General features: G+C 33.3%; 21 protein-coding genes, 6 tRNA genes and 1 pseudogene. All 28 read left to right on the top strand.

Translation table 11 applies throughout. From position 1 onward, the window contains the following. Nucleotides 1-45: 45 nt before the first annotated feature. The 28 genes and pseudogenes from nssR to trpC all read left to right on the top strand — a co-directional run bounded on the left by nssR (nucleotide 46) and on the right by trpC (nucleotide 23,168). Entirely contained in the window at nucleotides 46-642 is a 597-nt protein-coding gene (gene nssR, locus ELQ06_RS02930; protein WP_052797815.1) for a nitrosative stress-sensitive transcriptional regulator NssR, read from the top strand. Between the two features lie 15 nt (nucleotides 643-657). Next, nucleotides 658-1,359: an amino acid ABC transporter permease gene (locus tag ELQ06_RS02925; RefSeq protein ID WP_052797814.1), complete on the top strand. Its 702-nt coding sequence runs from the start codon at nucleotides 658-660 to the stop codon at nucleotides 1,357-1,359. After that, the gene (locus ELQ06_RS02920; RefSeq protein ID WP_002861208.1) at nucleotides 1,352-2,008 is read left to right on the top strand and encodes an amino acid ABC transporter permease; all 657 of its coding nucleotides are present in this window, start codon (nucleotides 1,352-1,354) and stop codon (nucleotides 2,006-2,008) included. Before ELQ06_RS02925 ends, ELQ06_RS02920 begins: the two co-directional genes overlap by 8 nt. 1 nt (nucleotide 2,009) lies before the next feature. Further along, nucleotides 2,010-2,770, top strand: a pseudogene (locus tag ELQ06_RS02915) (amino acid ABC transporter ATP-binding protein). 91 nt (nucleotides 2,771-2,861) lie between these two features. Continuing rightward, nucleotides 2,862-2,937, top strand: a tRNA-Thr gene (locus tag ELQ06_RS02910). Between the two features lie 49 nt (nucleotides 2,938-2,986). After that, a tRNA-Tyr gene (locus ELQ06_RS02905) sits at nucleotides 2,987-3,072 on the top strand. Nucleotides 3,073-3,078: 6 nt separating this feature from the next. Next, nucleotides 3,079-3,155 (top strand) — tRNA-Gly (locus ELQ06_RS02900). Nucleotides 3,156-3,259: 104 nt separating this feature from the next. Beyond that, nucleotides 3,260-3,334, top strand: a tRNA-Thr gene (locus tag ELQ06_RS02895). 68 nt (nucleotides 3,335-3,402) lie between these two features. Next, entirely contained in the window at nucleotides 3,403-4,602 is a 1,200-nt protein-coding gene (tuf, locus tag ELQ06_RS02890) for an elongation factor Tu (RefSeq protein ID WP_002855271.1), read from the top strand. Nucleotides 4,603-4,654: 52 nt separating this feature from the next. Continuing rightward, the gene (gene rpmG / locus ELQ06_RS02885; RefSeq protein WP_002793551.1) at nucleotides 4,655-4,813 is read left to right on the top strand and encodes a 50S ribosomal protein L33; all 159 of its coding nucleotides are present in this window, start codon (nucleotides 4,655-4,657) and stop codon (nucleotides 4,811-4,813) included. 12 nt (nucleotides 4,814-4,825) lie between these two features. Beyond that, nucleotides 4,826-4,901, top strand: a tRNA-Trp gene (locus ELQ06_RS02880). Between the two features lie 18 nt (nucleotides 4,902-4,919). Beyond that, nucleotides 4,920-5,099, top strand: coding sequence for a preprotein translocase subunit SecE (gene secE, locus ELQ06_RS02875; protein WP_002859033.1), 180 nt, complete (start codon nucleotides 4,920-4,922; stop codon nucleotides 5,097-5,099). A gap of 9 nt (nucleotides 5,100-5,108) precedes the next feature. Further along, complete coding sequence (gene nusG, locus ELQ06_RS02870) at nucleotides 5,109-5,642, top strand: transcription termination/antitermination protein NusG (RefSeq protein ID WP_002851098.1); 534 nt, start codon at nucleotides 5,109-5,111, stop codon at nucleotides 5,640-5,642. Nucleotides 5,643-5,667: 25 nt separating this feature from the next. Further along, nucleotides 5,668-6,093: a 50S ribosomal protein L11 gene (gene rplK / locus ELQ06_RS02865; protein ID WP_052794110.1), complete on the top strand. Its 426-nt coding sequence runs from the start codon at nucleotides 5,668-5,670 to the stop codon at nucleotides 6,091-6,093. A gap of 54 nt (nucleotides 6,094-6,147) precedes the next feature. Further along, complete coding sequence (gene rplA, locus ELQ06_RS02860; RefSeq protein ID WP_002854928.1) at nucleotides 6,148-6,849, top strand: 50S ribosomal protein L1; 702 nt, start codon at nucleotides 6,148-6,150, stop codon at nucleotides 6,847-6,849. Between the two features lie 151 nt (nucleotides 6,850-7,000). Further along, nucleotides 7,001-7,480 (top strand): 50S ribosomal protein L10, encoded by a 480-nt coding sequence (rplJ, locus tag ELQ06_RS02855; protein WP_052794109.1) that lies wholly within the window; start codon nucleotides 7,001-7,003, stop codon nucleotides 7,478-7,480. Nucleotides 7,481-7,500: 20 nt separating this feature from the next. Further along, nucleotides 7,501-7,878, top strand: a complete 378-nt coding sequence (gene rplL / locus ELQ06_RS02850; RefSeq protein ID WP_052794108.1) for a 50S ribosomal protein L7/L12 — start codon at nucleotides 7,501-7,503, stop codon at nucleotides 7,876-7,878. A 109-nt stretch (nucleotides 7,879-7,987) separates the two neighbouring features. Continuing rightward, nucleotides 7,988-12,124, top strand: a complete 4,137-nt coding sequence (gene rpoB, locus ELQ06_RS02845) for a DNA-directed RNA polymerase subunit beta (RefSeq protein ID WP_002859904.1) — start codon at nucleotides 7,988-7,990, stop codon at nucleotides 12,122-12,124. Next, nucleotides 12,117-16,670: a DNA-directed RNA polymerase subunit beta' gene (gene rpoC / locus ELQ06_RS02840; protein ID WP_052794107.1), complete on the top strand. Its 4,554-nt coding sequence runs from the start codon at nucleotides 12,117-12,119 to the stop codon at nucleotides 16,668-16,670. Before rpoB ends, rpoC begins: the two co-directional genes overlap by 8 nt. Nucleotides 16,671-16,789: 119 nt before the next feature. Continuing rightward, complete coding sequence (gene rpsL / locus ELQ06_RS02835; protein ID WP_002782934.1) at nucleotides 16,790-17,176, top strand: 30S ribosomal protein S12; 387 nt, start codon at nucleotides 16,790-16,792, stop codon at nucleotides 17,174-17,176. A gap of 69 nt (nucleotides 17,177-17,245) precedes the next feature. Next, on the top strand, nucleotides 17,246-17,716 hold the full coding sequence (rpsG, locus tag ELQ06_RS02830) for a 30S ribosomal protein S7 (protein ID WP_002779471.1): 471 nt from the start codon (nucleotides 17,246-17,248) through the stop codon (nucleotides 17,714-17,716). 12 nt (nucleotides 17,717-17,728) lie between these two features. Then, nucleotides 17,729-19,804 (top strand): elongation factor G, encoded by a 2,076-nt coding sequence (fusA, locus tag ELQ06_RS02825; protein ID WP_002779472.1) that lies wholly within the window; start codon nucleotides 17,729-17,731, stop codon nucleotides 19,802-19,804. A gap of 29 nt (nucleotides 19,805-19,833) precedes the next feature. Further along, nucleotides 19,834-19,910 (top strand) — tRNA-Arg (locus ELQ06_RS02820). Nucleotides 19,911-19,927: 17 nt separating this feature from the next. Beyond that, nucleotides 19,928-20,074 carry a hypothetical protein gene (locus tag ELQ06_RS02815; RefSeq protein WP_044261308.1) on the top strand — a complete coding sequence of 49 codons (147 nt, stop codon included), beginning with the start codon at nucleotides 19,928-19,930 and terminating at the stop codon, nucleotides 20,072-20,074. Nucleotides 20,075-20,079: 5 nt separating this feature from the next. Continuing rightward, nucleotides 20,080-20,781, top strand: a complete 702-nt coding sequence (locus ELQ06_RS02810; protein ID WP_052781929.1) for a tRNA1(Val) (adenine(37)-N6)-methyltransferase — start codon at nucleotides 20,080-20,082, stop codon at nucleotides 20,779-20,781. Beyond that, entirely contained in the window at nucleotides 20,771-21,145 is a 375-nt protein-coding gene (locus tag ELQ06_RS02805) for a YkgJ family cysteine cluster protein (protein ID WP_044261306.1), read from the top strand. The genes ELQ06_RS02810 and ELQ06_RS02805 overlap by 11 nt, the downstream gene beginning before the upstream one ends. Beyond that, nucleotides 21,118-22,395, top strand: coding sequence for a hypothetical protein (locus ELQ06_RS02800; RefSeq protein ID WP_052794106.1), 1,278 nt, complete (start codon nucleotides 21,118-21,120; stop codon nucleotides 22,393-22,395). The genes ELQ06_RS02805 and ELQ06_RS02800 overlap by 28 nt, the downstream gene beginning before the upstream one ends. Then, nucleotides 22,392-23,168: an indole-3-glycerol phosphate synthase TrpC gene (gene trpC / locus ELQ06_RS02795; protein WP_002937967.1), complete on the top strand. Its 777-nt coding sequence runs from the start codon at nucleotides 22,392-22,394 to the stop codon at nucleotides 23,166-23,168. The genes ELQ06_RS02800 and trpC overlap by 4 nt, the downstream gene beginning before the upstream one ends. Nucleotides 23,169-23,174: the final 6 nt, after the last annotated feature.

Here is a 23,174-nt window from a genome sequence, read left to right as displayed (position 1 = left end):
AGATAAATTAAATTTAACATAAGTTAAGAATGGAAAATGTATATAATGAAAGATTATTTAGAACTTTTATCTAGTGTAGGAAAATTAAAAAAATTTCAAAAAAATAGTATTTTATTTTATGAAGGCGAAGAGGCTAAAAAATTTTTTATTTTACTCAAGGGAAAAATACGCATTTATAAAAGTACATCAAGTGATAAAGAAATTACTTTGCATTATTTTAATCCTCCAAATTTTATAGCAGAAATGCCTGCTTTTAAAAAATTAAATTATCCTGCTAATGCCATCTTTGAAGAAGATGGAGAAATTTTGGAAATTGATTTTATTAATTTTCAAAATTTATGCAATGAAAATAAAGAATTCAATTTTTTACTTATCAGCTCACTTTTTGATAAAATCAAAATTTTAGAAAAGAAATTATCTCAAAATGCATTAGATTTAAGAACGAGATTGTTAAAGTATCTTTTGGAAAATGAAAAAAAATTAGATACAATTTCGCAAAAACAAATCGCAATTGATTTAAATGTTAGAGCGCAATCTTTATCTCGAGTGTTAAAAGAGCTTAAAATTTCAGAACTTATTGATACAAAAAAAGGTAAAATTGAAATTTTAAATAAAGATATGATTATAAAAGAACTTTGGTAAAATTTAAGGTAGAGAATGGATTTTGATTTTATATTAGCTCAAGCTCCCGCTTTTTTAACAGCTGCTTGGCTTACGATAAAACTAAGCTTTTTTGGAATTATTTTTTCTTTAATAATAGGCTTGTTTTGCATTTTAATGAGTTATTTTAAAATAAAAATTTTAGAAAATATTTGCAAGCTTTATATAGAGTTTTCAAGAAATACGCCTTTATTAATTCAACTTTTTTTCTTATATTATGCTTTGCCTAAATTTAATATACATTTAGAGCAAATTCTACCGCTCAATTTAATTTGTTTAAGCGTAGAAGAAACTTTAAGACCTTCTTTTGCTTGTGCTATAGTAGGACTTAGTTTTTTAGGGGGTTCTTATATGGCTGAGAGTTTAAGGGCGGGATTTGAAGCCATAAGAAAACAGCAGTTTGAAGCAGGACTTTCTTTGGGTTTTTCAAAATTTGGAAATTTGCGTTATGTGATTTTGCCGCAAGCTTTGGCTATTTCTATGCCAAGTATTAGTGCTAATATTATATTTTTAATCAAAGAAACTTCAGTTGTTAGCATTATCGCCTTGCCAGATTTGGTGAATTTAATGAAGAGTTTAAATTCCTTAACCTATAAGACAGATGAGCTATTGTTTTTGTTGTTTATGGGATATTTGTGCATTATTTTGCCTTTGTCTTTTATTTTGCTAAAGTTTGAAAAAAGGTTGCTTTATGCTTGAACTTTTAAATACCGATACGCTTTTAAGACTCTGGCAAGGGCTTTTTGTCACTCTTGAAATTTCATTTATCAGCATTATTATTACTTCGATAGGTGGGTTATTTTTAGGAATTTTAATGAGTTTTAAAAATACCTATATCTATGCTTTTTGTCGTTTAGGTTTAGAATTTGTGCGTGTTATGCCACTTTTAGTATGGCTTTTTGTGGTGTATTTTGGTTTTCCTAGATGGTTTGGGTGGGATTTGAGTTCTGTAAGTGCAGCTATTATTGTTTTTAGCATTTGGGGTTGTTTTGAGATGATGGATTTGGTGCGTGTTTCCTTGCAGAGTATTCCAAAACATCAGTATGAAAGTGCATCATCTTTAGGTTTAAATACGGTGCAAAGTTTTGTTTATATTATTATTCCACAAGCTATGCGTCGTTTAACTCCTATGAGCATGAATTTACTTACTCGCATGATTAAAAGTACAACCTTTGCTTATTTAATCGGTGCGGTAGAGCTTGTAAAAGTAGGGCAACAAATTATAGAATTTCATAATAGAAATGATTTTGCACCTTTTATTATTTATGGTTTGATTTTTTTTATCTTTTTTATACTTTGTTATCCCATCACTTTATATTCAAGAAAATTAGAGAAAAAATGGAGCTAAAATGAGCATACTAAAAATAGAAAATTTACAAAAGTATTATGGTTTGCATCACGCCTTAAAAGATATTAATTTAGAAGTTAAGGCTAAAGAAGTTGTGGTGATTTTAGGTCCTAGCGGATGCGGAAAATCTACGCTTTTGCGTTGTATTAATGGGCTTGAAGAGATTGCAAGTGGTAATATTTATATTGATAATGAGAAAATAGATAAAGATTTCAAAGAATGGCCAAGAATGCGTCAAAAAGTTGGTATGGTTTTTCAGTCTTATGAGCTTTTTGAGCATTTAAGTGTTGAAGAAAATATACTTTTAGGGCCTATGAAAGTGCAAAAAAGAAAGAAAGATGAGGTTTTACAAGAGGCTAAAATTTGGCTTGAAAAGGTGGGGCTTTTGCATAAAATTCATGCTTATCCAAGAGAACTTAGTGGAGGACAAAAACAAAGAATTGCTATAGTAAGAAGTTTATGCATGAATCCTGAGTTAATGCTTTTTGATGAGGTTACAGCAGCGCTGGATCCTGAGATTGTCAGAGAAGTTTTAGAAGTGATGTTAAATCTTGCAAAAGAGGGTATGACTATGCTTATTGTTACTCATGAAATGGGTTTTGCTAAAGCTGTAGCAGATAAAATTATTTTTATGGATGAAGGAAAAATCATCGAAGAAAATGATCCTAAAAGTTTTTTTGAAAATCCAAAAAGCGAAAGAGCAAAGAAATTTTTAAATTTATTTGATTATCATAAATAGATAAAAATAATATTGGTTTATGATAATAAAATTTACAAGACTAAAATTTTATAGAAAAACTAAAAAAGTCTTGACAAAAATTTTTTTTTGAGTTATAATCTTACTTTTATTTTTGCTGGTTTAGCTCAGTTGGTAGAGCAGCTGCCTTGTAAGCAGCAGGTCGGGGGTTCAAGTCCCTTAACCAGCTCCATTTATTTTAGCAGTGTTTGACCAGAATATTGAAAAAGCAATATTTTTATGGTGAGTTACTCAAGTGGCCAACGAGGGCAGACTGTAAATCTGCTGGCTTTCGCCTTCCGTGGTTCGAATCCACGACTCACCACCATGCTTTGCGGGAGTAGCTCAGTTGGCTAGAGCATCAGCCTTCCAAGCTGAGGGTCGCGGGTTCGAGTCCCGTTTCCCGCTCCAATAATTTAAAAGAACTGGGAGCTGTATTTTAAAACCTTTAACTTACAGTATATATCCCATTTAAGAGTTTTTGTTGTCTGTTATTGTGTATAATTTTTCTGAGCGCTCGTATGGCTCAGAGGTAGAGCACTCCCTTGGTAAGGGAGAGGTCGCGGGTTCAATTCCCGCTATGAGCTCCATGAATTGAAAAAATTATATAGATATAAGACTTGCTTTGCTCAATTTATTTTTTATACGGAGGAAAAAAATGGCTAAAGAAAAATTTTCACGTAATAAGCCACACGTAAACATTGGTACTATTGGTCACGTTGACCATGGTAAAACTACTTTAACAGCTGCTATTTCTGCTGTTCTTTCTAGAAGAGGTTTAGCAGAGCTTAAAGATTATGATAATATCGATAATGCTCCAGAAGAAAAAGAGCGTGGTATTACTATTGCTACTTCTCATATTGAATATGAAACAGACAATCGTCACTATGCACACGTTGACTGTCCAGGTCACGCAGATTATGTGAAAAACATGATTACAGGTGCTGCACAAATGGATGGAGCGATCTTGGTTGTTTCTGCTGCAGATGGTCCTATGCCACAAACTAGAGAGCACATTCTTCTTTCTCGTCAAGTAGGCGTTCCATATATTGTTGTTTTTATGAATAAAGCAGATATGGTTGATGATGCTGAACTTCTAGAGTTAGTTGAAATGGAAATTAGAGAATTATTAAGCTCTTATGATTTCCCAGGCGATGATACACCTATTATTTCTGGTTCTGCTTTAAAAGCTCTTGAAGAAGCTAAAGCTGGACAAGATGGTGAATGGTCAGCCAAAATTATGGATCTTATGGCTGCAGTTGATAGCTATATTCCAACTCCAACTCGTGATACTGAAAAAGACTTCTTGATGCCAATTGAAGACGTTTTCTCAATTTCAGGTCGTGGTACTGTTGTTACAGGTAGAATTGAAAAAGGTGTTGTAAAAGTAGGTGATACTATCGAAATCGTTGGTATTAAAGATACTCAAACAACAACTGTAACAGGTGTTGAAATGTTCAGAAAAGAAATGGATCAAGGCGAAGCAGGAGATAATGTAGGTGTTCTTCTTCGTGGTACTAAAAAAGAAGAAGTTATCCGTGGTATGGTTCTTGCTAAACCAAAATCAATTACTCCACACACTGACTTCGAAGCTGAAGTTTATATCTTAAATAAAGATGAAGGTGGTAGACATACTCCATTCTTTAACAACTATAGACCACAGTTTTATGTAAGAACAACTGATGTTACAGGTTCGATTAAATTAGCTGATGGTGTTGAAATGGTTATGCCAGGTGAAAATGTGAGAATTACTGTAAGCTTGATCGCTCCAGTAGCACTTGAAGAAGGAACTCGTTTTGCTATTCGTGAAGGTGGTAAAACTGTTGGTTCAGGTGTTGTTTCTAAAATTATTAAATAATTTAACAAAGCCAAGTTAAAAGCTTGGCTTTAATTTTTTAAGGAAAATTGAAATGAGAATTAAAGTTGGTTTAAAGTGTGAAGAATGTGGTGATATTAATTATAGCACCTATAAAAATAGTAAAAATACTACTGAAAAATTAGAATTAAAAAAATATTGCCCAAGATTAAAAAAACATACACTTCACAAAGAAGTTAAGTTAAAAAGTTAAGCTTGCGCCCTTAGGGCAATAGCTCCAACGGTAGAGCGCCGGATTCCAAATCCGATGGTTGGGGGTTCGAATCCCTCTTGCCCTGCCATAATTAAGGTTTAAATAAATGGAAAAATTAATAACTTATTTTAAATTATCAAAAGCCGAATTAAGGAAAGTAATTTTTCCTTTAAAAGAACAGGTAAGAAATGCCTATATTACAGTTTTTGTGGTTGTTGCGGTGATTTCTTTGTTTTTGGCGTTAGTGGATTGGTTTATGTCCTCTATTGTTTCTGCAATCGTGTAAGGAGAGTAAATGAGTACTCATAAATGGTATGCAATTCAAACTTATGCTGGCAGTGAAATGGCAGTTAAAAGAGCCATTGAAAATTTAGTAAAAGATAACGGAATTGAAGAACAACTTAAAGAAATTGTTGTTCCAACTGAAGATGTTATTGAATTTAAGAATGGAAAGGAGAAGATTAGCGAAAGAAGTTTGTATTCAGGATATGTTTTTGCACTTCTTGATTTAAATACAGAGCTTTGGCATCGCATTCAATCTCTTCCAAAGGTTGGTCGTTTTATTGGAGAATCCAAAAAGCCAACCCCTTTAACAGAAAAAGATATTAATTTGATTTTGGAAAAAGTTCACAATCGTGCAGCGCCTAAACCAAAGATTTCTTTTGAAGAAGGGGAAAATGTGAGAATCACAGAAGGGCCATTTGCAAACTTTACTGCAATTGTAGAAGAGTATGATATGGTTCGTGGTTTATTAAAATTAAATGTTTCTATTTTTGGACGCTCAACTCCAGTGGAGATCTTATATTCTCAAGTTGAGAAAATAATTTAATTTATATCAAGTAAGGAGATTTGTTATGGCTAAAAAAGTCGTAGGCGAAATTAAATTGCAAATTGCTGCCACAAAAGCAAACCCATCACCACCTGTTGGTCCTGCTTTGGGTCAGCAAGGTGTTAATATTATGGAGTTTTGTAAGGCTTTTAATGAAAGAACAAAAGATATGGTAGGTTTTAATATCCCTGTTGTTATCACTGTTTATGCAGATAAAAGTTTTACTTTTATTACAAAACAACCGCCAGCTACGGATTTGATCAAAAAAGCAGCTGGAATTTCTAAAGGTACGGATAATCCGCTTAAAAATAAGGTGGGCAAGTTAACTCGTGCTCAAGTTTTAGAAATAGTAGATAAGAAAATTGCAGATTTAAATACTAAAGATAGAGATCAAGCTGCTAAAATTATTGCAGGTTCAGCTCGTTCTATGGGTGTTGAAATCGTAGATTAATCCTTTCACCGCCAAGGTAAAAGGCGGTAGCACTTTAAAATGCGGAGAAAATAAATGGCTAAGATAGCAAAAAGATTAAAAGAATTATCACAAAAAATTGATTCAAATAAAGAGTATGCTTTAAGCGATGCAATTGATACAATAAAGACTTTAAAGTCTGCTAAATTTGATGAGACTGTAGAAATTGCTTTAAAACTCAATGTTGATCCAAGACATGCAGATCAAATGGTAAGAGGATCTGTTGTTTTACCTGCTGGAACGGGTAAAAAAGTTCGCGTTGCTGTAATTGCAAAAGACGCAAAAGCTGATGAGGCGAAAAATGCTGGTGCAGATATTGTAGGTAGCGATGATTTAGTAGAAGAAATTCAAAAAGGTAATATGAATTTTGATGTTTTGATTGCTACTCCAAATTTAATGGGACTTGTTGGTAAAGTTGGTAGAATTTTAGGGCCAAAAGGTTTAATGCCAAATCCTAAAACTGGAACAGTGACTATGGATGTTGCTCAAGCAGTTAATAATGCAAAAAGTGGTCAGGTAAATTTCCGTGTTGATAAGCAAGGAAATATCCATGCAGGTCTTGGTAAAGTAAGTTTTTCCAAAGAACAATTATGGGATAATGTTAGCACTTTTGTAAAGGCAATTAACAAACATAAACCTGCCGCAGCTAAAGGTAGATATATTAAAAATGCGGCTTTATCTTTGACAATGAGCCCTTCTGTAAAGCTTGAAACACAAGAATTGCTTGATATGAAATAAGAGTTGCTTTTTTGCAACTCTTTTGTTTTAAAATAAACATTTGAAAAAATTTTTGATTTTTTGAAATGTTTATTTTAGATTGAAGATAGTCGAGGCGTAAGCTTAATTGGATTTCCACTCTACTTGAAATCTCAATCGGAAAGGAGAAAATGTGACTAGAAGCGAAAAAGTTGAGATTATTGCTAAACTTGAAGAAGGTTTTAAAGCTAGTGAAGCTATTGTAGTTTGTAATTACAGAGGTCTTAGCACAAAAAAACTAGAAGAGCTTAGAAATAATGCAAGAGAAAACAATGTAAAAGTTCAAATTGTTAAAAATACTTTGGCTAACATTGCTCTTAACAATTCCGGTAAAACAGGTCTAGTTCTTAAAGATACAAATATTTATCTTTGGGGCGAAGATCAGCTAGGTGTTTCAAAAGTAGCTGCTAAATTTGAAGAAAATAATGATAAATTTGAAATCAAAACAGCTCATATTGAAGGCGAAGTTGCAGATGTTGCTAAGGTTAAAGCTCTTGCTAAAATGCCTTCACGCGATGAGTTGCTTGCTATGCTTTTGCAAGTTTGGAATGCGCCAATTACCAATTTCACAATAGGTTTAAATGCGCTTAAAAATAAAAAAGAATCTGAATAAATTAAATAAAAGGATAAAAAATGGCAATCTCTAAAGAAGATGTATTAGAATATATTTCAAATTTAAGTGTTCTTGAGTTATCAGAACTTGTAAAAGAGTTTGAAGAAAAATTTGGTGTGTCTGCTGCTCCTGTAATGATAGCTGGTGGTGCTGCAGCTGGTGGTGCTGCAGCTGCTACTGAAGAAAAAACTGAATTTGATATCGTTTTAACTGATGGCGGTGCTAAAAAGATTGAAGTTATTAAAATCGTTCGTGCTCTTACAGGCCTTGGTCTTAAAGAAGCAAAAGATGCAGTTGAGCAAACTCCTTCAACTCTAAAAGAGGGTGTGGCTAAAGCTGAAGCTGAGGAAGCTAAAAAACAACTTGAAGAAGCTGGTGCTAAAGTAGAACTTAAGTAATTTTAAGCTTTAAAGTTAGAAGAAGATTTGCCAAGGCAAGTCTTCTTTTTTTTATTTTTACCTAATTTTTAGGTCTTCTTTTTTAAATTTACAAAATTTACCATGAGGTATGTGCGATATGTTAGATAATAAATTAGGAAATCGTTTAAGAGTAGACTTCTCAAACATTTCAAAACAAATAGAAATCCCAAATCTTCTACAATTACAAAAAAAGAGTTTTGATTATTTTTTAAATCTTGATAATGGTGAAAGTGGTATAGAAAAAGTTTTTAAATCAATTTTTCCTATTCATGATCCGCAAAATAGATTGAGTCTTGAATATGTTAGTAGTGAAATAGGCAAGCCAAAATATACCATTCGCGAATGCATGGAAAGAGGTTTGACTTATTCTGTAAATTTAAAAATGAAAATCCGTCTTACTCTGCATGAAAAAGATGAAAAAACAGGGGAAAAAGTTGGCGTAAAAGATATTAAAGAACAAGAAATTTATATCCGCGAAATTCCTTTAATGACAGATCGTGTATCTTTTATCATTAATGGGGTTGAGAGGGTGGTTGTAAATCAATTACATAGAAGCCCTGGTGTTATTTTTAAAGAAGAAGAAAGTTCAACGGTTGCAAATAAGCTTGTTTATACAGCACAAATTATTCCTGATCGTGGTTCGTGGCTTTATTTTGAATACGATGCCAAAGATGTTTTGTATGTAAGAATCAATAAGCGTAGAAAAGTTCCTGTAACTATGCTTTTTAGAGCTTTAGGGTATAAAAAACAAGATATTATTAAGTTGTTTTATCCTATTCAGACTATACATGTGAAAAAAGATAAATTTTTAACAGAATTTAATCCAAATGATTTTATGGATAGAATAGAATATGATATTAAAGATGAAAAAGGAAAAATCGTTCATCAAGCTGGAAAAAGACTTACAAAGAAAAAAGCAGAACAGCTTATTAAAGACGGTTTAAAATGGATAGAATATCCTGTAGAAATTTTACTTAATCGTTATTTAGCAAATCCTATTATTGATAAAGAAAGTGGAGAGGTTTTATTTGATTCTTTAACTTTGTTAGATGAGAGTAAGCTTGCTAAGATTAAAGAGCAAAAAAGTTTTGATATAGCAAATGACTTGGCTAATGGCGTTGATGCAGCGATTATTAACTCCTTTGCTCAAGATGGAGAAACTCTAAAACTTCTTAAACAAAGTGAAAATATCGATGATGAAAATGATTTAGCTGCGATTAGAATTTACAAAGTTATGCGCCCAGGTGAACCTGTGGTAAAAGATGCAGCGAAGGCTTTTGTAAATGATTTATTCTTCAATCCTGAAAGATACGATCTTACTAAGGTGGGTCGTATGAAAATGAACCATAAGTTAGGTCTTGAAGTGCCTGAATATGTTACTGTTTTGACTAATGAAGATATTATTAAAACTGCAAAATATTTAATTAAAGTAAAAAATGGTAAAGGACATATTGATGATAGAGATCATTTAGGAAATCGTCGTATCCGTTCTATAGGTGAACTTTTAGCTAATGAACTTCATTTAGGTCTTGCAAAAATGCAAAAGGCGATCAGAGATAAATTTACTTCTTTAAATGCGGATCTTGATAAAGTAATGCCTTATGATTTAATTAATCCTAAAATGATTACTACAACTATCATTGAATTTTTTACAGGAGGTCAGCTTTCGCAATTTATGGATCAAACCAACCCTTTAAGCGAGGTTACTCATAAGCGTCGTTTGTCAGCGCTTGGTGAAGGTGGACTTGTAAAAGAAAGAGCAGGTTTTGAAGTGCGTGATGTTCACGCGACACATTATGGTAGAATTTGTCCAGTTGAAACACCTGAAGGTCAAAATATTGGTTTAATTAACACTCTTTCTACTTATGCAAAAGTAAATGAACTTGGCTTTGTTGAAGCGCCATATAGAAAAGTTGTAAATGGTAAAGTGACTAATGAAGTTGTTTATCTTACAGCGACACAAGAAGAAGGCTTGTTTATCGCACCAGCTTCAACTAAGGTTGATGCTAAAGGCAATATAGTAGAAGAATTTGTTGAGGCTAGGCAAGATGGTGAAACTATACTTGCAAGACGCGAAGAAGTGCAATTAATCGATCTTTGCTCAGGTATGGTTGTTGGAGTTGCAGCTTCTTTGATTCCGTTTTTAGAGCACGATGATGCAAACAGAGCGCTAATGGGTTCAAACATGCAACGTCAAGCTGTGCCACTTCTTACTGCTTCAGCTCCGATAGTAGGAACAGGTATGGAACAAATTATTGCGCGTGATGCTTGGGAAGCTGTTAAAGCAAAGCGTGGCGGTGTAGTTGAGAAAGTGGATAATAAAAGCATTTTCATTTTAGGTGAAGATGATAAAGGTCCATTTATTGACCATTACACTATGGAGAAAAATTTAAGAACCAATCAAAATACAAATTATATTCAACACCCTATTGTTAAAAAAGGTGATATCGTAAAAGCAGGACAAATTATCGCAGATGGTCCTTCTATGGATCAAGGCGAACTTGCTATAGGTAAAAATGCTTTAATCGCTTTTATGCCTTGGAATGGTTATAACTATGAGGATGCTATAGTTGTAAGTGAGAGAATTATTCGTGAAGATACTTTTACAAGCGTGCACATTTATGAAAAAGAAATTGAAGCAAGAGAACTAAAAGACGGTATAGAAGAAATTACCAAAGATATCCCAAATGTAAAAGAAGAAGATGTTGCACATCTTGATGAGAGCGGTATTGCAAAAATTGGTACCCATATTAAACCAGGTATGATTTTGGTGGGTAAGGTTTCTCCAAAAGGTGAGGTTAAACCAACTCCTGAAGAAAGACTTTTAAGAGCGATTTTTGGAGAAAAAGCAGGACATGTTGTGAATAAATCCCTTTATGCAACCGCTTCTTTAGAGGGTGTTGTTGTGGATGTTAAAATTTTCACTAAAAAAGGCTATGAAAAAGATGATCGCGCAATAAAATCTTATGATAAAGAAAAAATGGCTTTAGAAAAAGAGCATCATGATAGACTTTTGATGATGGATAGAGAAGAAATGCTTCGTGTTTGTGCTCTTCTTTCCAAAGCCCCTTTAAATAGCGATCAAAAAATTGGAGATAAAAATTATAAAAAAGGACAAACTGCAGATATTAGCGAACTTGAAAAAATCAATCGTTTTACTTTAACAACTTTGATTAAAGCTTATTCTAAAGAGATTCAAAAAGAATACGATGATTTAAAAAATCATTTCCAAAATGAGAAGAAAAAATTAAAAGCAGAACACGATGAAAAGCTTGAAATTTTAGAAAAAGATGATATTTTACCAAGTGGAGTAATTAAGCTTGTTAAAGTTTATATTGCTACAAAAAGAAAGCTTAAAGTCGGTGATAAAATGGCAGGACGTCATGGAAATAAAGGTATAGTTTCAACTATAGTTCCTGAAGTAGATATGCCTTATTTGCCAAATGGTAAGAGTGTGGATATTGCGCTTAATCCACTTGGCGTTCCAAGTCGTATGAATATAGGTCAAATTTTAGAAAGTCATTTAGGTTTAGTTGGACTTAGACTTGGGGATCAAATTCAAGAAATTTTTGATAGAAAGCAAAAAGATTTTCTTAAAGAGTTAAGAGCGAAAATGCTTGAAATTTGTTCTATTCCAAGACTTGCAAACGAAAAAGAATTTATTAAAAGCTTAAGCGATGAAGAGCTTTTAAACTATGCTAGAGACTGGAGCAAAGGAGTTAAATTTTCTACTCCTGTTTTTGAAGGTGTAAATATAGAAGAATTTAGCAAGCTTTTTAAAATGGCTAAGATAGATATGGATGGCAAAACAGAACTTTACGATGGACGAACAGGGGAAAAAATTGCAGAGCGTGTTCATGTAGGATGTATGTATATGCTAAAACTCCATCACTTGGTTGATGAAAAAGTTCATGCAAGAAGTACAGGACCTTATAGCTTGGTTACCCAACAACCTGTGGGTGGTAAAGCACTCTTTGGGGGACAAAGATTTGGAGAAATGGAAGTTTGGGCACTTGAAGCTTATGGAGCAGCTCACACTTTAAGAGAAATGTTAACCATAAAATCAGATGATGTAGAAGGTAGATTTAGTGCCTATAAAGCATTGACAAAAGGTGAAAATGTTCCAGCAACAGGAATTCCTGAAACATTTTTTGTATTAACCAATGAGCTTAAATCTCTTGCTTTAGATGTTGAGATTTTTGATAAGGATGAAGATAATGAGTAAATTTAAAGTAATAGAAATTAAAGAAGATGCAAGACCTAGAGATTTTGAAGCATTTCAACTGAGACTTGCAAGTCCTGAAAAAATCAAATCATGGTCTTATGGAGAAGTAAAAAAACCAGAAACTATTAATTATAGAACCTTAAAGCCTGAAAGAGATGGGCTTTTTTGTGCAAAGATTTTTGGACCTATAAGAGATTATGAGTGTCTTTGTGGTAAATACAAAAAAATGCGTTTTAAAGGCGTTAAGTGTGAAAAATGTGGTGTTGAAGTAGCAAATTCAAAAGTGCGTCGTTCTAGAATGGGGCATATCGAGCTTGTAACTCCTGTGGCTCATATTTGGTATGTTAATTCTCTTCCAAGCCGTATAGGAACGCTTTTGGGTGTTAAGATGAAAGATCTTGAGCGCGTGCTTTATTATGAAGCTTATATTGTTGAAAACCCAGGTGATGCTTTCTATGATAATGAAAGTACTAAAAAAGTGGAATATTGCGATGTTTTGAACGAAGAGCAATATCAAAATTTAATGCAACGCTATGAAAATAGCGGCTTTAAAGCAAGAATGGGTGGAGAAGTTGTTCGTGATTTACTTGCAAATTTAGATCTTGTAGCGCTTTTAAATCAGCTTAAAGAAGAAATGGGGGCTACAAATTCAGAGGCTAAGAAAAAAACTATCATTAAACGCTTAAAAGTTGTAGAAAATTTCTTAAATTCAAATTTAAACGCCAATACCGATAGCGACGAAGCTGTACCAAATCGTCCTGAATGGATGATGATTACAAATCTTCCAGTTTTACCGCCAGATTTGCGTCCTTTAGTGGCTTTAGATGGTGGGAAATTTGCAGTTTCTGATGTGAATGACTTATATCGTCGTGTTATCAATAGAAATACACGTCTTAAAAAACTTATGGAACTTGATGCACCTGAAATCATTATTAGAAATGAAAAAAGAATGCTTCAAGAGGCTGTTGATGCGCTTTTTGACAACGGTCGTCGTGCTAATGCTGTAAAAGGAGCAAATAAACGCCCATTGAAATCTTTAAGTGAAATCATCAAAGGGAAACAAGGACGTTTTAGACAAAATCTACTAGGTAAAAGGGTGGATTTCTCAGGTCGTAGCGTTATTGTTGTAGGTCCAAAACTTAGAATGGATCAATGCGGTTTACCTAAAAAAATGGCTTTAGAGCTTTTTAAGCCACATCTTTTAGCTAAACTTGAAGAAAAAGGTTATGCAACCACAGTAAAACAAGCTAAAAAAATGATAGAAAATAAAACCAATGAAGTTTGGGAATGTTTAGAAGAGGTAGTAAAGGGACATCCTGTTATGCTAAACCGTGCACCTACTTTGCATAAGCTTTCTATCCAAGCTTTTCATCCTGTTTTAGTGGAAGGTAAGGCTATACAACTTCATCCTTTGGTTTGTGCAGCATTTAACGCAGACTTTGATGGGGATCAAATGGCAGTGCATGTACCGCTTTCTCAAGAGGCTATTGCAGAATGTAAAGTGCTTATGCTTTCATCAATGAATATTCTTTTACCAGCAAGCGGTAAGTCTGTAACCGTTCCATCGCAAGATATGGTTTTAGGAATTTATTATCTTTCGTTGGAAAAAGCAGGTGCTAAAGGTTCGCATAAAATTTGTACAGGCATTGATGAAGTGATGATGGCACTTGAAAGCAAGTGCTTGGATATTCATGCGAGCATACAAACTATGGTAGATGGTAGAAAGATTACCACTACAGCAGGAAGATTGATTGTTAAATCCATCTTGCCTGATTTTGTGCCTGAAAATAGTTGGAATAAAGTCTTAAAGAAAAAAGACATTGCTGCGCTTGTAGATTATGTTTATAAACAAGGTGGTTTAGAGATTACAGCAAGTTTCTTAGATAGACTTAAAAATTTAGGTTTTGAATATGCAACTAAAGCAGGTATTTCAATTTCGATTGCAGATATTATTGTTCCTAATGATAAACAAAAAGCTATCGATGAAGCAAAAAAACAAGTAAGAGAAATTCAAAATTCTTATAATCTCGGTTTGATTACTTCAGGGGAAAGATACAATAAAATCATTGATATTTGGAAAAGTACAAACAATGTTCTTTCAAAAGAAATGATGAAGCTTGTAGAAAAAGATAAAGAAGGTTTTAACTCTATTTATATGATGGCAGATTCTGGTGCTAGGGGTAGTGCAGCTCAAATTTCTCAGCTTGCTGCGATGAGAGGACTTATGACCAAACCTGATGGTTCTATTATCGAAACACCTATTATTTCAAATTTCCGTGAAGGGCTAAATGTTCTTGAATACTTTATTTCAACTCACGGTGCTAGAAAAGGTCTTGCAGATACCGCTCTTAAAACAGCAAATGCGGGTTATTTGACAAGAAAACTCATCGATGTTGCACAAAATGTAAAAATTACCATTGAAGATTGTGGAACACACGAGGGTGTTGAAATCAATGAAATTACCGCAGATAGTTCTATTATAGAAACTTTAGAAGAAAGAATTTTAGGCAGGGTTTTAGCTGAGGATGTGATTGATCCTATTACAAATTCTGTGCTTTTTGCGGAAGGTACTTTAATGGATGAGGAAAAAGCAAAAATTCTTGGCGAAAGCGGTATAAAAAGTGTCAATATCCGCACTCCTATTACCTGCAAAGCTAAAAAAGGAATTTGTGCAAAATGTTATGGTATCAATCTTGGTGAAGGTAAATTAGTAAAACCAGGCGAAGCAGTGGGAATTATTTCCGCTCAATCTATCGGTGAACCAGGAACGCAGCTAACTCTAAGAACTTTCCATAGCGGGGGAACTGCAAGTACGGATTTACAAGATAGACAAGTAAGCGCACAAAAAGAAGGTTTTATAAGATTTTATAATCTTAAAACTTATAAAAACAAAGAAGGTAAAAATATCGTAGCAAATCGTAGAAATGCGGCGGTTTTACTTGTGGAGCCAAAAATCAAAACTCCATTTAAAGGTGTGATTAATATAGAAAATATTCATGAAGATGTGATTGTTTCTATTAAAGATAAAAAACAAGAAGTAAAATACATATTAAGAAAATACGATCTTGCTAAACCAAATGAATTAGCAGGTGTAAGTGGCAGTATAGATGGAAAACTTTATTTGCCATATCAAAGCGGCATGCAAGTAGAAGAAAATGAAAGTATCGTAGAAGTGATTAAAGAGGGTTGGAATGTACCAAATCGTATTCCTTTTGCGAGTGAAATTTTAGTAGAAGATGGCGAGCCTGTAGTTCAAAATATCAAAGCAGGCGAAAAAGGAACACTCAAATTTTACATCCTTAAAGGCGATGGTTTAGATAGAGTAAAAAATGTTAAAAAAGGTGATATTGTTAAAGAAAAAGGATTCTTTGTAGTGATTGCTGATGAAAATGATAGAGAAGCAAAAAGACACTATATCCCAAGAGAATCTAAGATAGAATTTAACGATAGTGAAAAAATAGATGACGCAAATACTATCATTGCAAGTGCTCCTAAAAAAGAAAGAAAAGTGATTGCAGAATGGGATGCTTATAATAATACTATCATTGCAGAAATTGATGGTGTTGTAAGCTTTGAGGATATTGAAGCAGGTTATAGTGCTGATGAGCAAATTGATGAAGCTACAGGTAAGCGTTCTTTAGTAATTAATGAGTATTTACCTAGCGGAGTTAGACCAACTTTGGTAATTGCAGGAAAAGGTGATAAAGCTGTGCGTTATCACCTTGAACCAAAAACCGTTATTTTTGTTCATGATGGCGATAAAATTGCCCAAGCAGATATTTTAGCAAAAACTCCAAAAGCAGCAACTAAATCAAAGGATATTACAGGAGGTCTTCCAAGAGTTTCTGAACTTTTTGAAGCAAGAAAACCAAAAAATGCGGCTGTGATTGCAGAAATTGATGGTGTTGTTCGTTTTGATAAGCCTTTGCGCTCTAAAGAAAGAATTATTATCCAAGCAGAAGATGGAACAAGTGCTGAGTATTTAATCGACAAATCAAAACATATTCAAGTAAGAGATGGAGAGTTTATTCATGCAGGTGAAAAACTTACAGATGGAGTTGTTTCGAGTCATGATGTGCTTAAAATTTTAGGTGAAAAAGCCTTACATTATTATTTGATTTCTGAAATTCAGCAAGTTTATCGCGGACAAGGTGTTGTGATTTCTGATAAACATATAGAAGTTATCGTTTCTCAAATGCTAAGACAAGTAAAAGTTGTAGATAGTGGACATACGAAATTTATTGAAGGTGATTTGGTTTCAAGACGTAAATTCCGTGAAGAAAATGAAAGAATCATTAGAATGGGTGGAGAACCAGCTATTGCCGAACCTGTGCTTTTAGGTGTAACAAGAGCAGCGATTGGAAGTGATAGTGTGATTTCTGCGGCTTCATTCCAAGAAACTACCAAAGTTTTAACTGAAGCAAGTATAGCAGGTAAATTTGACTACTTAGAAGATTTAAAAGAAAATGTTATTCTAGGTAGAATGATTCCTGTTGGAACAGGGCTTTATGGCGAACAAAATTTAAAACTTAAAGAACAAGAATAAAACTCTATTTTATAGCCCTTCGGGGCTATATTTCCTCATTTTCAATCTTTTTAACTAAAATATAAGCAAAAATTAGATATCATCCGAAGTTTATTACATTTTTAAAGAAAGGAATTATTGTGCCTACCATAAATCAATTGGTTAGAAAAGAGCGCAAAAAAGTTTTAGAAAAATCTAAATCTCCAGCGCTTAAAAATTGTCCACAAAGAAGGGGAGTTTGCACTAGGGTTTATACTACAACACCTAAAAAACCAAACTCAGCGTTAAGAAAAGTTGCCAAAGTAAGACTTACTAGTGGCTTTGAAGTGATCAGCTATATTGGCGGTGAAGGTCATAACTTACAAGAACACAGCATTGTTTTAGTGCGTGGTGGTAGGGTAAAAGACTTACCAGGGGTTAAATATCACATCGTTCGTGGTGCTCTTGATACAGCAGGTGTTGCAAAAAGAACAGTTTCTCGTTCTAAATATGGTGCTAAACGCCCTAAAGCAGGCGCTGCAAAATAATCATTCATACAGACAAATCCGTTAGATTTGATTTTGTTTGAGTAAAATTTAAAATTTGAAGGAAAAATAATGAGAAGAAGAAAAGCTCCGGTAAGAGAAGTTTTACCTGATCCGATTTATGGTAATAAAGTAATCACAAAATTTATTAATTCTTTAATGTATGATGGCAAAAAAAGCACAGCTACAACAATTATGTATGGTGCTTTAGAAGCTATCGATAAAAAAGGTGGCGAGAAAAAAGGTATTGATATTTTTAATGATGCGATTGAAAATATTAAGCCTTTATTAGAAGTGAAATCTCGTCGTGTAGGTGGTGCAACTTATCAAGTTCCAGTTGAAGTTCGTCCTGCTAGACAACAAGCTTTGGCGATTCGTTGGATTATTTCTTTTGCAAGAAAAAGAAGTGAAAGAACTATGATTGATAAACTTGCAGCTGAGCTTTTAGATGCAGCAAATAGCAAAGGTGCTTCATTTAAGAAGAAAGAAGATACTTATAAAATGGCTGAAGCAAATAAAGCATTTGCTCACTATCGTTGGTAAGAAGGAGTGTGTATGTCAAGAAGTACTCCTTTAAAAAAAGTTAGAAATATCGGTATTGCTGCTCACATTGATGCGGGTAAAACGACTACATCTGAAAGAATTCTTTTCTTTACAGGTATGAGTCATAAAATCGGTGAAGTTCATGATGGTGCTGCAACTATGGACTGGATGGAACAAGAGAAAGAGCGCGGGATTACTATCACTTCTGCGGCTACAACTTGTTTTTGGAAAGATCATCAAATCAATCTTATTGACACTCCAGGCCACGTGGATTTTACAATTGAAGTTGAAAGATCTATGCGTGTTCTTGATGGTGCTGTTGCGGTATTTTGTTCAGTGGGTGGGGTGCAGCCTCAAAGTGAAACAGTTTGGAGACAAGCAAATAAATACGGTGTTCCAAGAATAGTATTTGTAAACAAAATGGATAGAATCGGTGCAAATTTTTATAATGTAGAAGATCAAATTCGCAACCGTTTAAAAGCTAATCCAGTTCCACTTCAAATTCCAATCGGTGCTGAGGATAATTTTAAAGGCGTAATCGATCTTGTAACTATGAAAGCTTTAGTTTGGGAAGATGATACTAAGCCAACGGATTATGTAGAAAAAGAAATTCCAGCTGAACTTAAAGAAAAGGCAGAAGAATATCGCACAAAAATGATAGAAGCAGTTTCTGAAACTTCAGATGAGTTGATGGAAAAATATTTAGGTGGAGAAGAATTAAGTCTTGAAGAGATTAAAACAGGGATTAAAGCAGGATGTTTAAGTCTTTCTATCGTTCCTATGCTTTGCGGTACAGCGTTTAAAAATAAAGGGGTTCAACCTTTACTTGATGCTGTTGTGGCTTATTTGCCAGCTCCTGATGAAGTGGCAAATATCAAGGGTGAATATGAAGATGGTACAGAAGTTTCTGTAAAATCAACTGATGATGGCGAGTTTGCAGGGCTTGCATTTAAAATCATGACAGATCCATTTGTAGGACAACTTACTTTCGTGCGTGTTTATCGTGGTTGTTTGGAAAGTGGCTCTTATGCTTATAACTCAACTAAAGATAAAAAAGAAAGAATTGGTCGTTTGTTAAAAATGCACTCTAATAAAAGAGAAGAGATTAAAGTGCTTTACGCAGGCGAAATTGGTGCTGTTGTAGGACTTAAAGATACTTTAACAGGGGATACTCTTGCAAGTGAAAAAGATAAGGTAATCCTTGAAAGAATGGATTTTCCAGATCCCGTTATTTCTGTTGCAGTTGAGCCAAAAACCAAAGCTGATCAAGAAAAAATGTCTATTGCTTTAAATAAATTAGCACAAGAAGATCCAAGTTTTAGAGTTTCAACTGATGAAGAAAGTGGCCAAACTATCATTTCAGGTATGGGTGAGTTACACCTTGAAATTATCGTTGATAGAATGCTTCGTGAATTTAAAGTTGAAGCTGAAGTAGGTCAACCACAAGTTGCTTATCGCGAAACTATTAGAAAAACTGTTGAACAAGAATACAAATACGCTAAACAATCAGGTGGTCGTGGCCAGTATGGACATGTATTCTTACGCCTTGAACCGCTTGAGCCAGGTAGTGGATATGAATTTGTTAATGATATCAAAGGCGGGGTGATTCCAAAAGAATACATTCCTGCAGTTGATAAAGGTGTTCAAGAAGCATTACAAAATGGTGTTTTAGCAGGTTATCCTGTAGAAGATGTTAAAGTAACTGTTTATGATGGAAGTTATCACGAAGTGGATTCATCTGAGATGGCGTTTAAGCTTGCTGCTTCTATGGGCTTTAAAGAAGGTGCTAGAAAAGCAGGTGCTGTGATCTTAGAGCCTATGATGAAAGTTGAAGTAGAAACTCCCGAAGATTATATGGGTGATGTTATTGGCGATCTTAACAAACGCCGTGGTCAAGTAAATAGCATGGATGAGCGTGGTGGAAATAAAATCATCACAGCATTTTGTCCTTTGGCTGAAATGTTTGGTTATTCAACTGATCTTAGAAGTCAGACTCAAGGTCGTGCGACTTATTCTATGGAATTTGATCACTATGATGAAGTTCCTAAAAATGTTGCGGATGAAATCATCAAAAAAAGAAACGGTTAAATTTTTAGCGGGATTTTTTCCCGCTTTCTGTCCTCGTAGCTCAGCAGGATAGAGCGCAAAATTCCTAATTTTGAGGCCGTGAGTTCGAATCTCGCCGTGGACACCATTTTATGAGGTGTTATTATGATAAAAATTGCTTTTTTTATAACTTTTGTAATTTCTTTTTTGGCAGCACAAAGCCCAGTAAATTTTAAAGAAGATAATACAACAAAAGAACAAAATATATTTAAAGAACAACCTCCAAAACGCATTAAAATTCCAACGCATTAAAATATATGTCAGATTTGATTACGCTAGCACAATTATCACAAGGGTATCGTTACAATAGTGATTCTTTAATTTTAGCTGATTTTATTTTAAAACAAGGAATTAAAGGTGTTGTTTTTGATGTAGGTGCGGGCTGTGGTATCATAGGTATTTTACTTAAAAAAAATATTGCAAATTTAAGTTTATCTTTGATTGATATTCAAAAAGAAAATATAGAATTGATTGAAAAAAATTTAAAATCCAACCAAATACAAGGTGATATTTTTCATGATGATTTTAATCAATTTCAAAGCGTGAAAAAAATTGACTTTATAGTTTGTAATCCTCCATTTTATAGACAAGGAGCCTACAAGAGTGAAGATCAGCATAAAGCTATAAGTAAATTTCAGGAATTTTTACCCTTGCATAGCTTTTTAACTAAAGCAAATTCTATGCTTAAGCCAAATGGTACTTTATATTTTTGCTATGAAGCTTTAGCTTTAGATGAAATTTGTTTTATTTTAAAAGATATGAAAATGAAAATAACAAAGCTTTGCTTTGTACATACACATCAAAACAAAAAAGCAAGACTTGTTTTGATACAGGTAAAAAAAGGTTCAAAATCGCCTTGTGAGATTTTGCCTCCTTTTTTTGTATATGAAAATGAAATTTTAAGCAAACAAATGCAAGAAATTCACTTAAGATTTAGGTTAAAAAGTTATGATATTTGATAAAAATTTTTCTTATGCTTTTGATGAAAATGCTTGTGAGAAATGCGGTGGAAAGTGTTGCACTGGAGAAAGTGGCAATATTTTTGCGAGCAAGGAAGAATTAGAAGCATTAAGAAAGTATTTAAATTTAGAAAGCAAAGAATTTGCTGAAAAATACTTGAGAAAAGTAGGTTTTAAAATGAGTTTTAAGGAAGTCGAATTTGAAGATGGCTTTGCTTGTATTTTTTTTGATACTCAAAAAAGAAATTGCAGTATCTACGATTTTCGTCCAAAACAATGCAGAACTTTTCCATTTTGGGAATATTTTAAAACACATCAAAAGGAATTAGAAAAAGAATGTATAGGTATTTGTTATTTGTCTTAGCAGCCTTTTTTTTGGCAGCTTGTGGAAGTTCAAAAATCAATGTTGTTTATCCTGATTATACAAAATATAAAAGCAATGATCTTGATTTAAGGGTTATGAAAGCTTATAATTATGAGTATTATAAACAATACAAAGAGGCTAGAGATGAATTTTTAAGTCTTTATCAAGATTATAATAATACTAATTTTTTAGAAAATGCATTTTTGCTTACTTTAGCAAACAATCTTGACAAGCAAGTAGAGTTAAATAATCTAGCAAAACCTTATTTAAATGAAAATAATAACCTTAAGCGACTTAGTGCTCTTTATGCTTTAAATTCAAATGATATCAACAATGCTCAAAAACTTATGAAAGAACTTTTGGCAAAAAAGGATAGTGATCCTAGAAATTTAGAGCTTTACGGGGATATTTTAGTTAAAAAAAATGATTTAAAAAATGCTACAAAGTACTATAGATCTGCTTATAATCAAGTGCAAAATGAAGAAATTTTATTTAAACTCATAGGAATTTATGCGATTTTGAATGATACTTTAAATATTAAAAATGTTTTAGAATTTTCAAGAAAAACCAATGGTTGCACTCTCAAAACTTGCGTCTTGCTTGCTAAAATTTATTTTGATGAAAAAAATATCGAAGCTTTAAAAAGTATATATAAAGAGCTTTATCAACTTACCAAAAATAAAAGTTTTGTATTGGCTTTGGTTGAGCTTTTAAATTCTCAAGGCAAAACAGAAGAAGCTTTAAAAATTTCTTTGCAGTATGATTTAGATGATGACATTAAACTCGCTTTGTATCAGAATTTAAAACGCTTTGATGATGCTAAAAAAATGAGTTTAGCTCTTTATCATAAAACAAAAAATAAAGAATATCTTCTACGAGCGGCAGTTTTTGAATTTGAAGCTGCAAATGAAGCTAAAAAAATCACTCCAAAAGTAATTGATTCTGTAAAAGAAAAATTCGAACAGGCTATCGATAAAGATAGCAATGCTTTGTATTTAAACTACTATGGATATTTGCTTATAGATTATGATTTAGATGTTAAAAAAGGTATAGAGCTTGTGAAACTTGCCTTAGAAAAAGATCCACAGAATTTGTATTATTTAGATTCTTTAGCTTGGGGGTATTATAAACTAGGCGATTGTAAGCAAGCATGGGAAATTTTAAAACAAACATTAGATGATAAAGAATTTGCAAATTCTGATGAGAGCAAAGCTCATATAAAAGCGATAAAGGCGTGTATAAAACCATGATATTGGATAAAATTTTTGAAAAAACAAAAGAAGATTTAAAAGAACGCAAACTAAAACTTCCTTATGATATGTTAGGGCGTTCTTTAGCTTCAAATCCTTTCTTTCCAAAAGATGTGATTAAGGCTTTGAAAAGAGTAGAAAAAGAAGTTAAAATCATAGCAGAAGTAAAAAAAGCAAGCCCTAGCAAGGGAGTCATTAGAGAAGACTTTGATCCTTTGAGTATCGCTTTAAATTATGAGAAGAACAAAGCTGTGGCGATTTCTGTTTTAACTGAGCCGCATTTTTTTAAAGGTTCTTTAGAATACTTAAGTCTTATACGCCGTTATACGCAAATTCCTTTACTTAGAAAAGATTTTATCTTTGATGAGTATCAAATTTTAGAAGCTTTGGTTTATGGGGCGGATTTTGTATTATTAATCGCTAAAATGCTAAGCATGAAAGAGCTTAAAAAACTGCTTGAGTTTGCAAGACATTTAGGTCTTGAGGCTTTGGTTGAAATTCATGATAAAGAGGATTTGAGTAAGGCTATTTTTGCTGGAGCGGATATCATTGGTATCAATCATCGTAATTTAGAGGATTTTACTATGGATATGAGTTTGTGCGAAAAACTTATCCCACAAATCCCAAATTCAAAAATCATCATCGCAGAAAGTGGTTTAGAAAATAAAGAATTTTTAGAGCATTTGCAAAATTTAGGCGTTGATGCTTTTTTAATCGGCGAATATTTTATGCGCGAAAAAGATGAAGGAAAGGCTTTAAAAGCTTTGCTTTAAGGAGGG

This window comes from Campylobacter sp. CH246, assembly GCF_004378835.1.
Classification (GTDB): domain Bacteria; phylum Campylobacterota; class Campylobacteria; order Campylobacterales; family Campylobacteraceae; genus Campylobacter_D; species Campylobacter_D jejuni.
The sequence above is the reverse complement of the archived record's forward strand: the minus strand, read 5'-3'. Positions and strand labels throughout refer to the sequence as shown.

Excerpts from the sequence above, each read along its gene's own strand:
- rplA (WP_002854928.1), top strand. The coding sequence starts at position 6,148 with ATGGCTAAGATAGCAAAAAGATTAAAAGAATTATCACAAAAAATTGAT.
- rplK (WP_052794110.1), top strand. The coding sequence starts at position 5,668 with ATGGCTAAAAAAGTCGTAGGCGAAATTAAATTGCAAATTGCTGCCACA.
- ELQ06_RS02925 (WP_052797814.1), top strand. The coding sequence starts at position 658 with ATGGATTTTGATTTTATATTAGCTCAAGCTCCCGCTTTTTTAACAGCT.
- nssR (WP_052797815.1), top strand. The coding sequence starts at position 46 with ATGAAAGATTATTTAGAACTTTTATCTAGTGTAGGAAAATTAAAAAAA.
- ELQ06_RS02805 (WP_044261306.1), top strand. The coding sequence starts at position 20,771 with ATGATATTTGATAAAAATTTTTCTTATGCTTTTGATGAAAATGCTTGT.
- rpsG (WP_002779471.1), top strand. The coding sequence starts at position 17,246 with ATGAGAAGAAGAAAAGCTCCGGTAAGAGAAGTTTTACCTGATCCGATT.
- rpoB (WP_002859904.1), top strand. The coding sequence starts at position 7,988 with ATGTGCGATATGTTAGATAATAAATTAGGAAATCGTTTAAGAGTAGAC.
- rpmG (WP_002793551.1), top strand. The coding sequence starts at position 4,655 with ATGAGAATTAAAGTTGGTTTAAAGTGTGAAGAATGTGGTGATATTAAT.
- fusA (WP_002779472.1), top strand. The coding sequence starts at position 17,729 with ATGTCAAGAAGTACTCCTTTAAAAAAAGTTAGAAATATCGGTATTGCT.
- rpoC (WP_052794107.1), top strand. The coding sequence starts at position 12,117 with ATGAGTAAATTTAAAGTAATAGAAATTAAAGAAGATGCAAGACCTAGA.
- trpC (WP_002937967.1), top strand. The coding sequence starts at position 22,392 with ATGATATTGGATAAAATTTTTGAAAAAACAAAAGAAGATTTAAAAGAA.
- ELQ06_RS02810 (WP_052781929.1), top strand. The coding sequence starts at position 20,080 with ATGTCAGATTTGATTACGCTAGCACAATTATCACAAGGGTATCGTTAC.
- nusG (WP_002851098.1), top strand. The coding sequence starts at position 5,109 with ATGAGTACTCATAAATGGTATGCAATTCAAACTTATGCTGGCAGTGAA.
- rplL (WP_052794108.1), top strand. The coding sequence starts at position 7,501 with ATGGCAATCTCTAAAGAAGATGTATTAGAATATATTTCAAATTTAAGT.
- ELQ06_RS02815 (WP_044261308.1), top strand. The coding sequence starts at position 19,928 with ATGATAAAAATTGCTTTTTTTATAACTTTTGTAATTTCTTTTTTGGCA.
- tuf (WP_002855271.1), top strand. The coding sequence starts at position 3,403 with ATGGCTAAAGAAAAATTTTCACGTAATAAGCCACACGTAAACATTGGT.
- ELQ06_RS02800 (WP_052794106.1), top strand. The coding sequence starts at position 21,118 with ATGTATAGGTATTTGTTATTTGTCTTAGCAGCCTTTTTTTTGGCAGCT.
- secE (WP_002859033.1), top strand. The coding sequence starts at position 4,920 with ATGGAAAAATTAATAACTTATTTTAAATTATCAAAAGCCGAATTAAGG.
- ELQ06_RS02920 (WP_002861208.1), top strand. The coding sequence starts at position 1,352 with ATGCTTGAACTTTTAAATACCGATACGCTTTTAAGACTCTGGCAAGGG.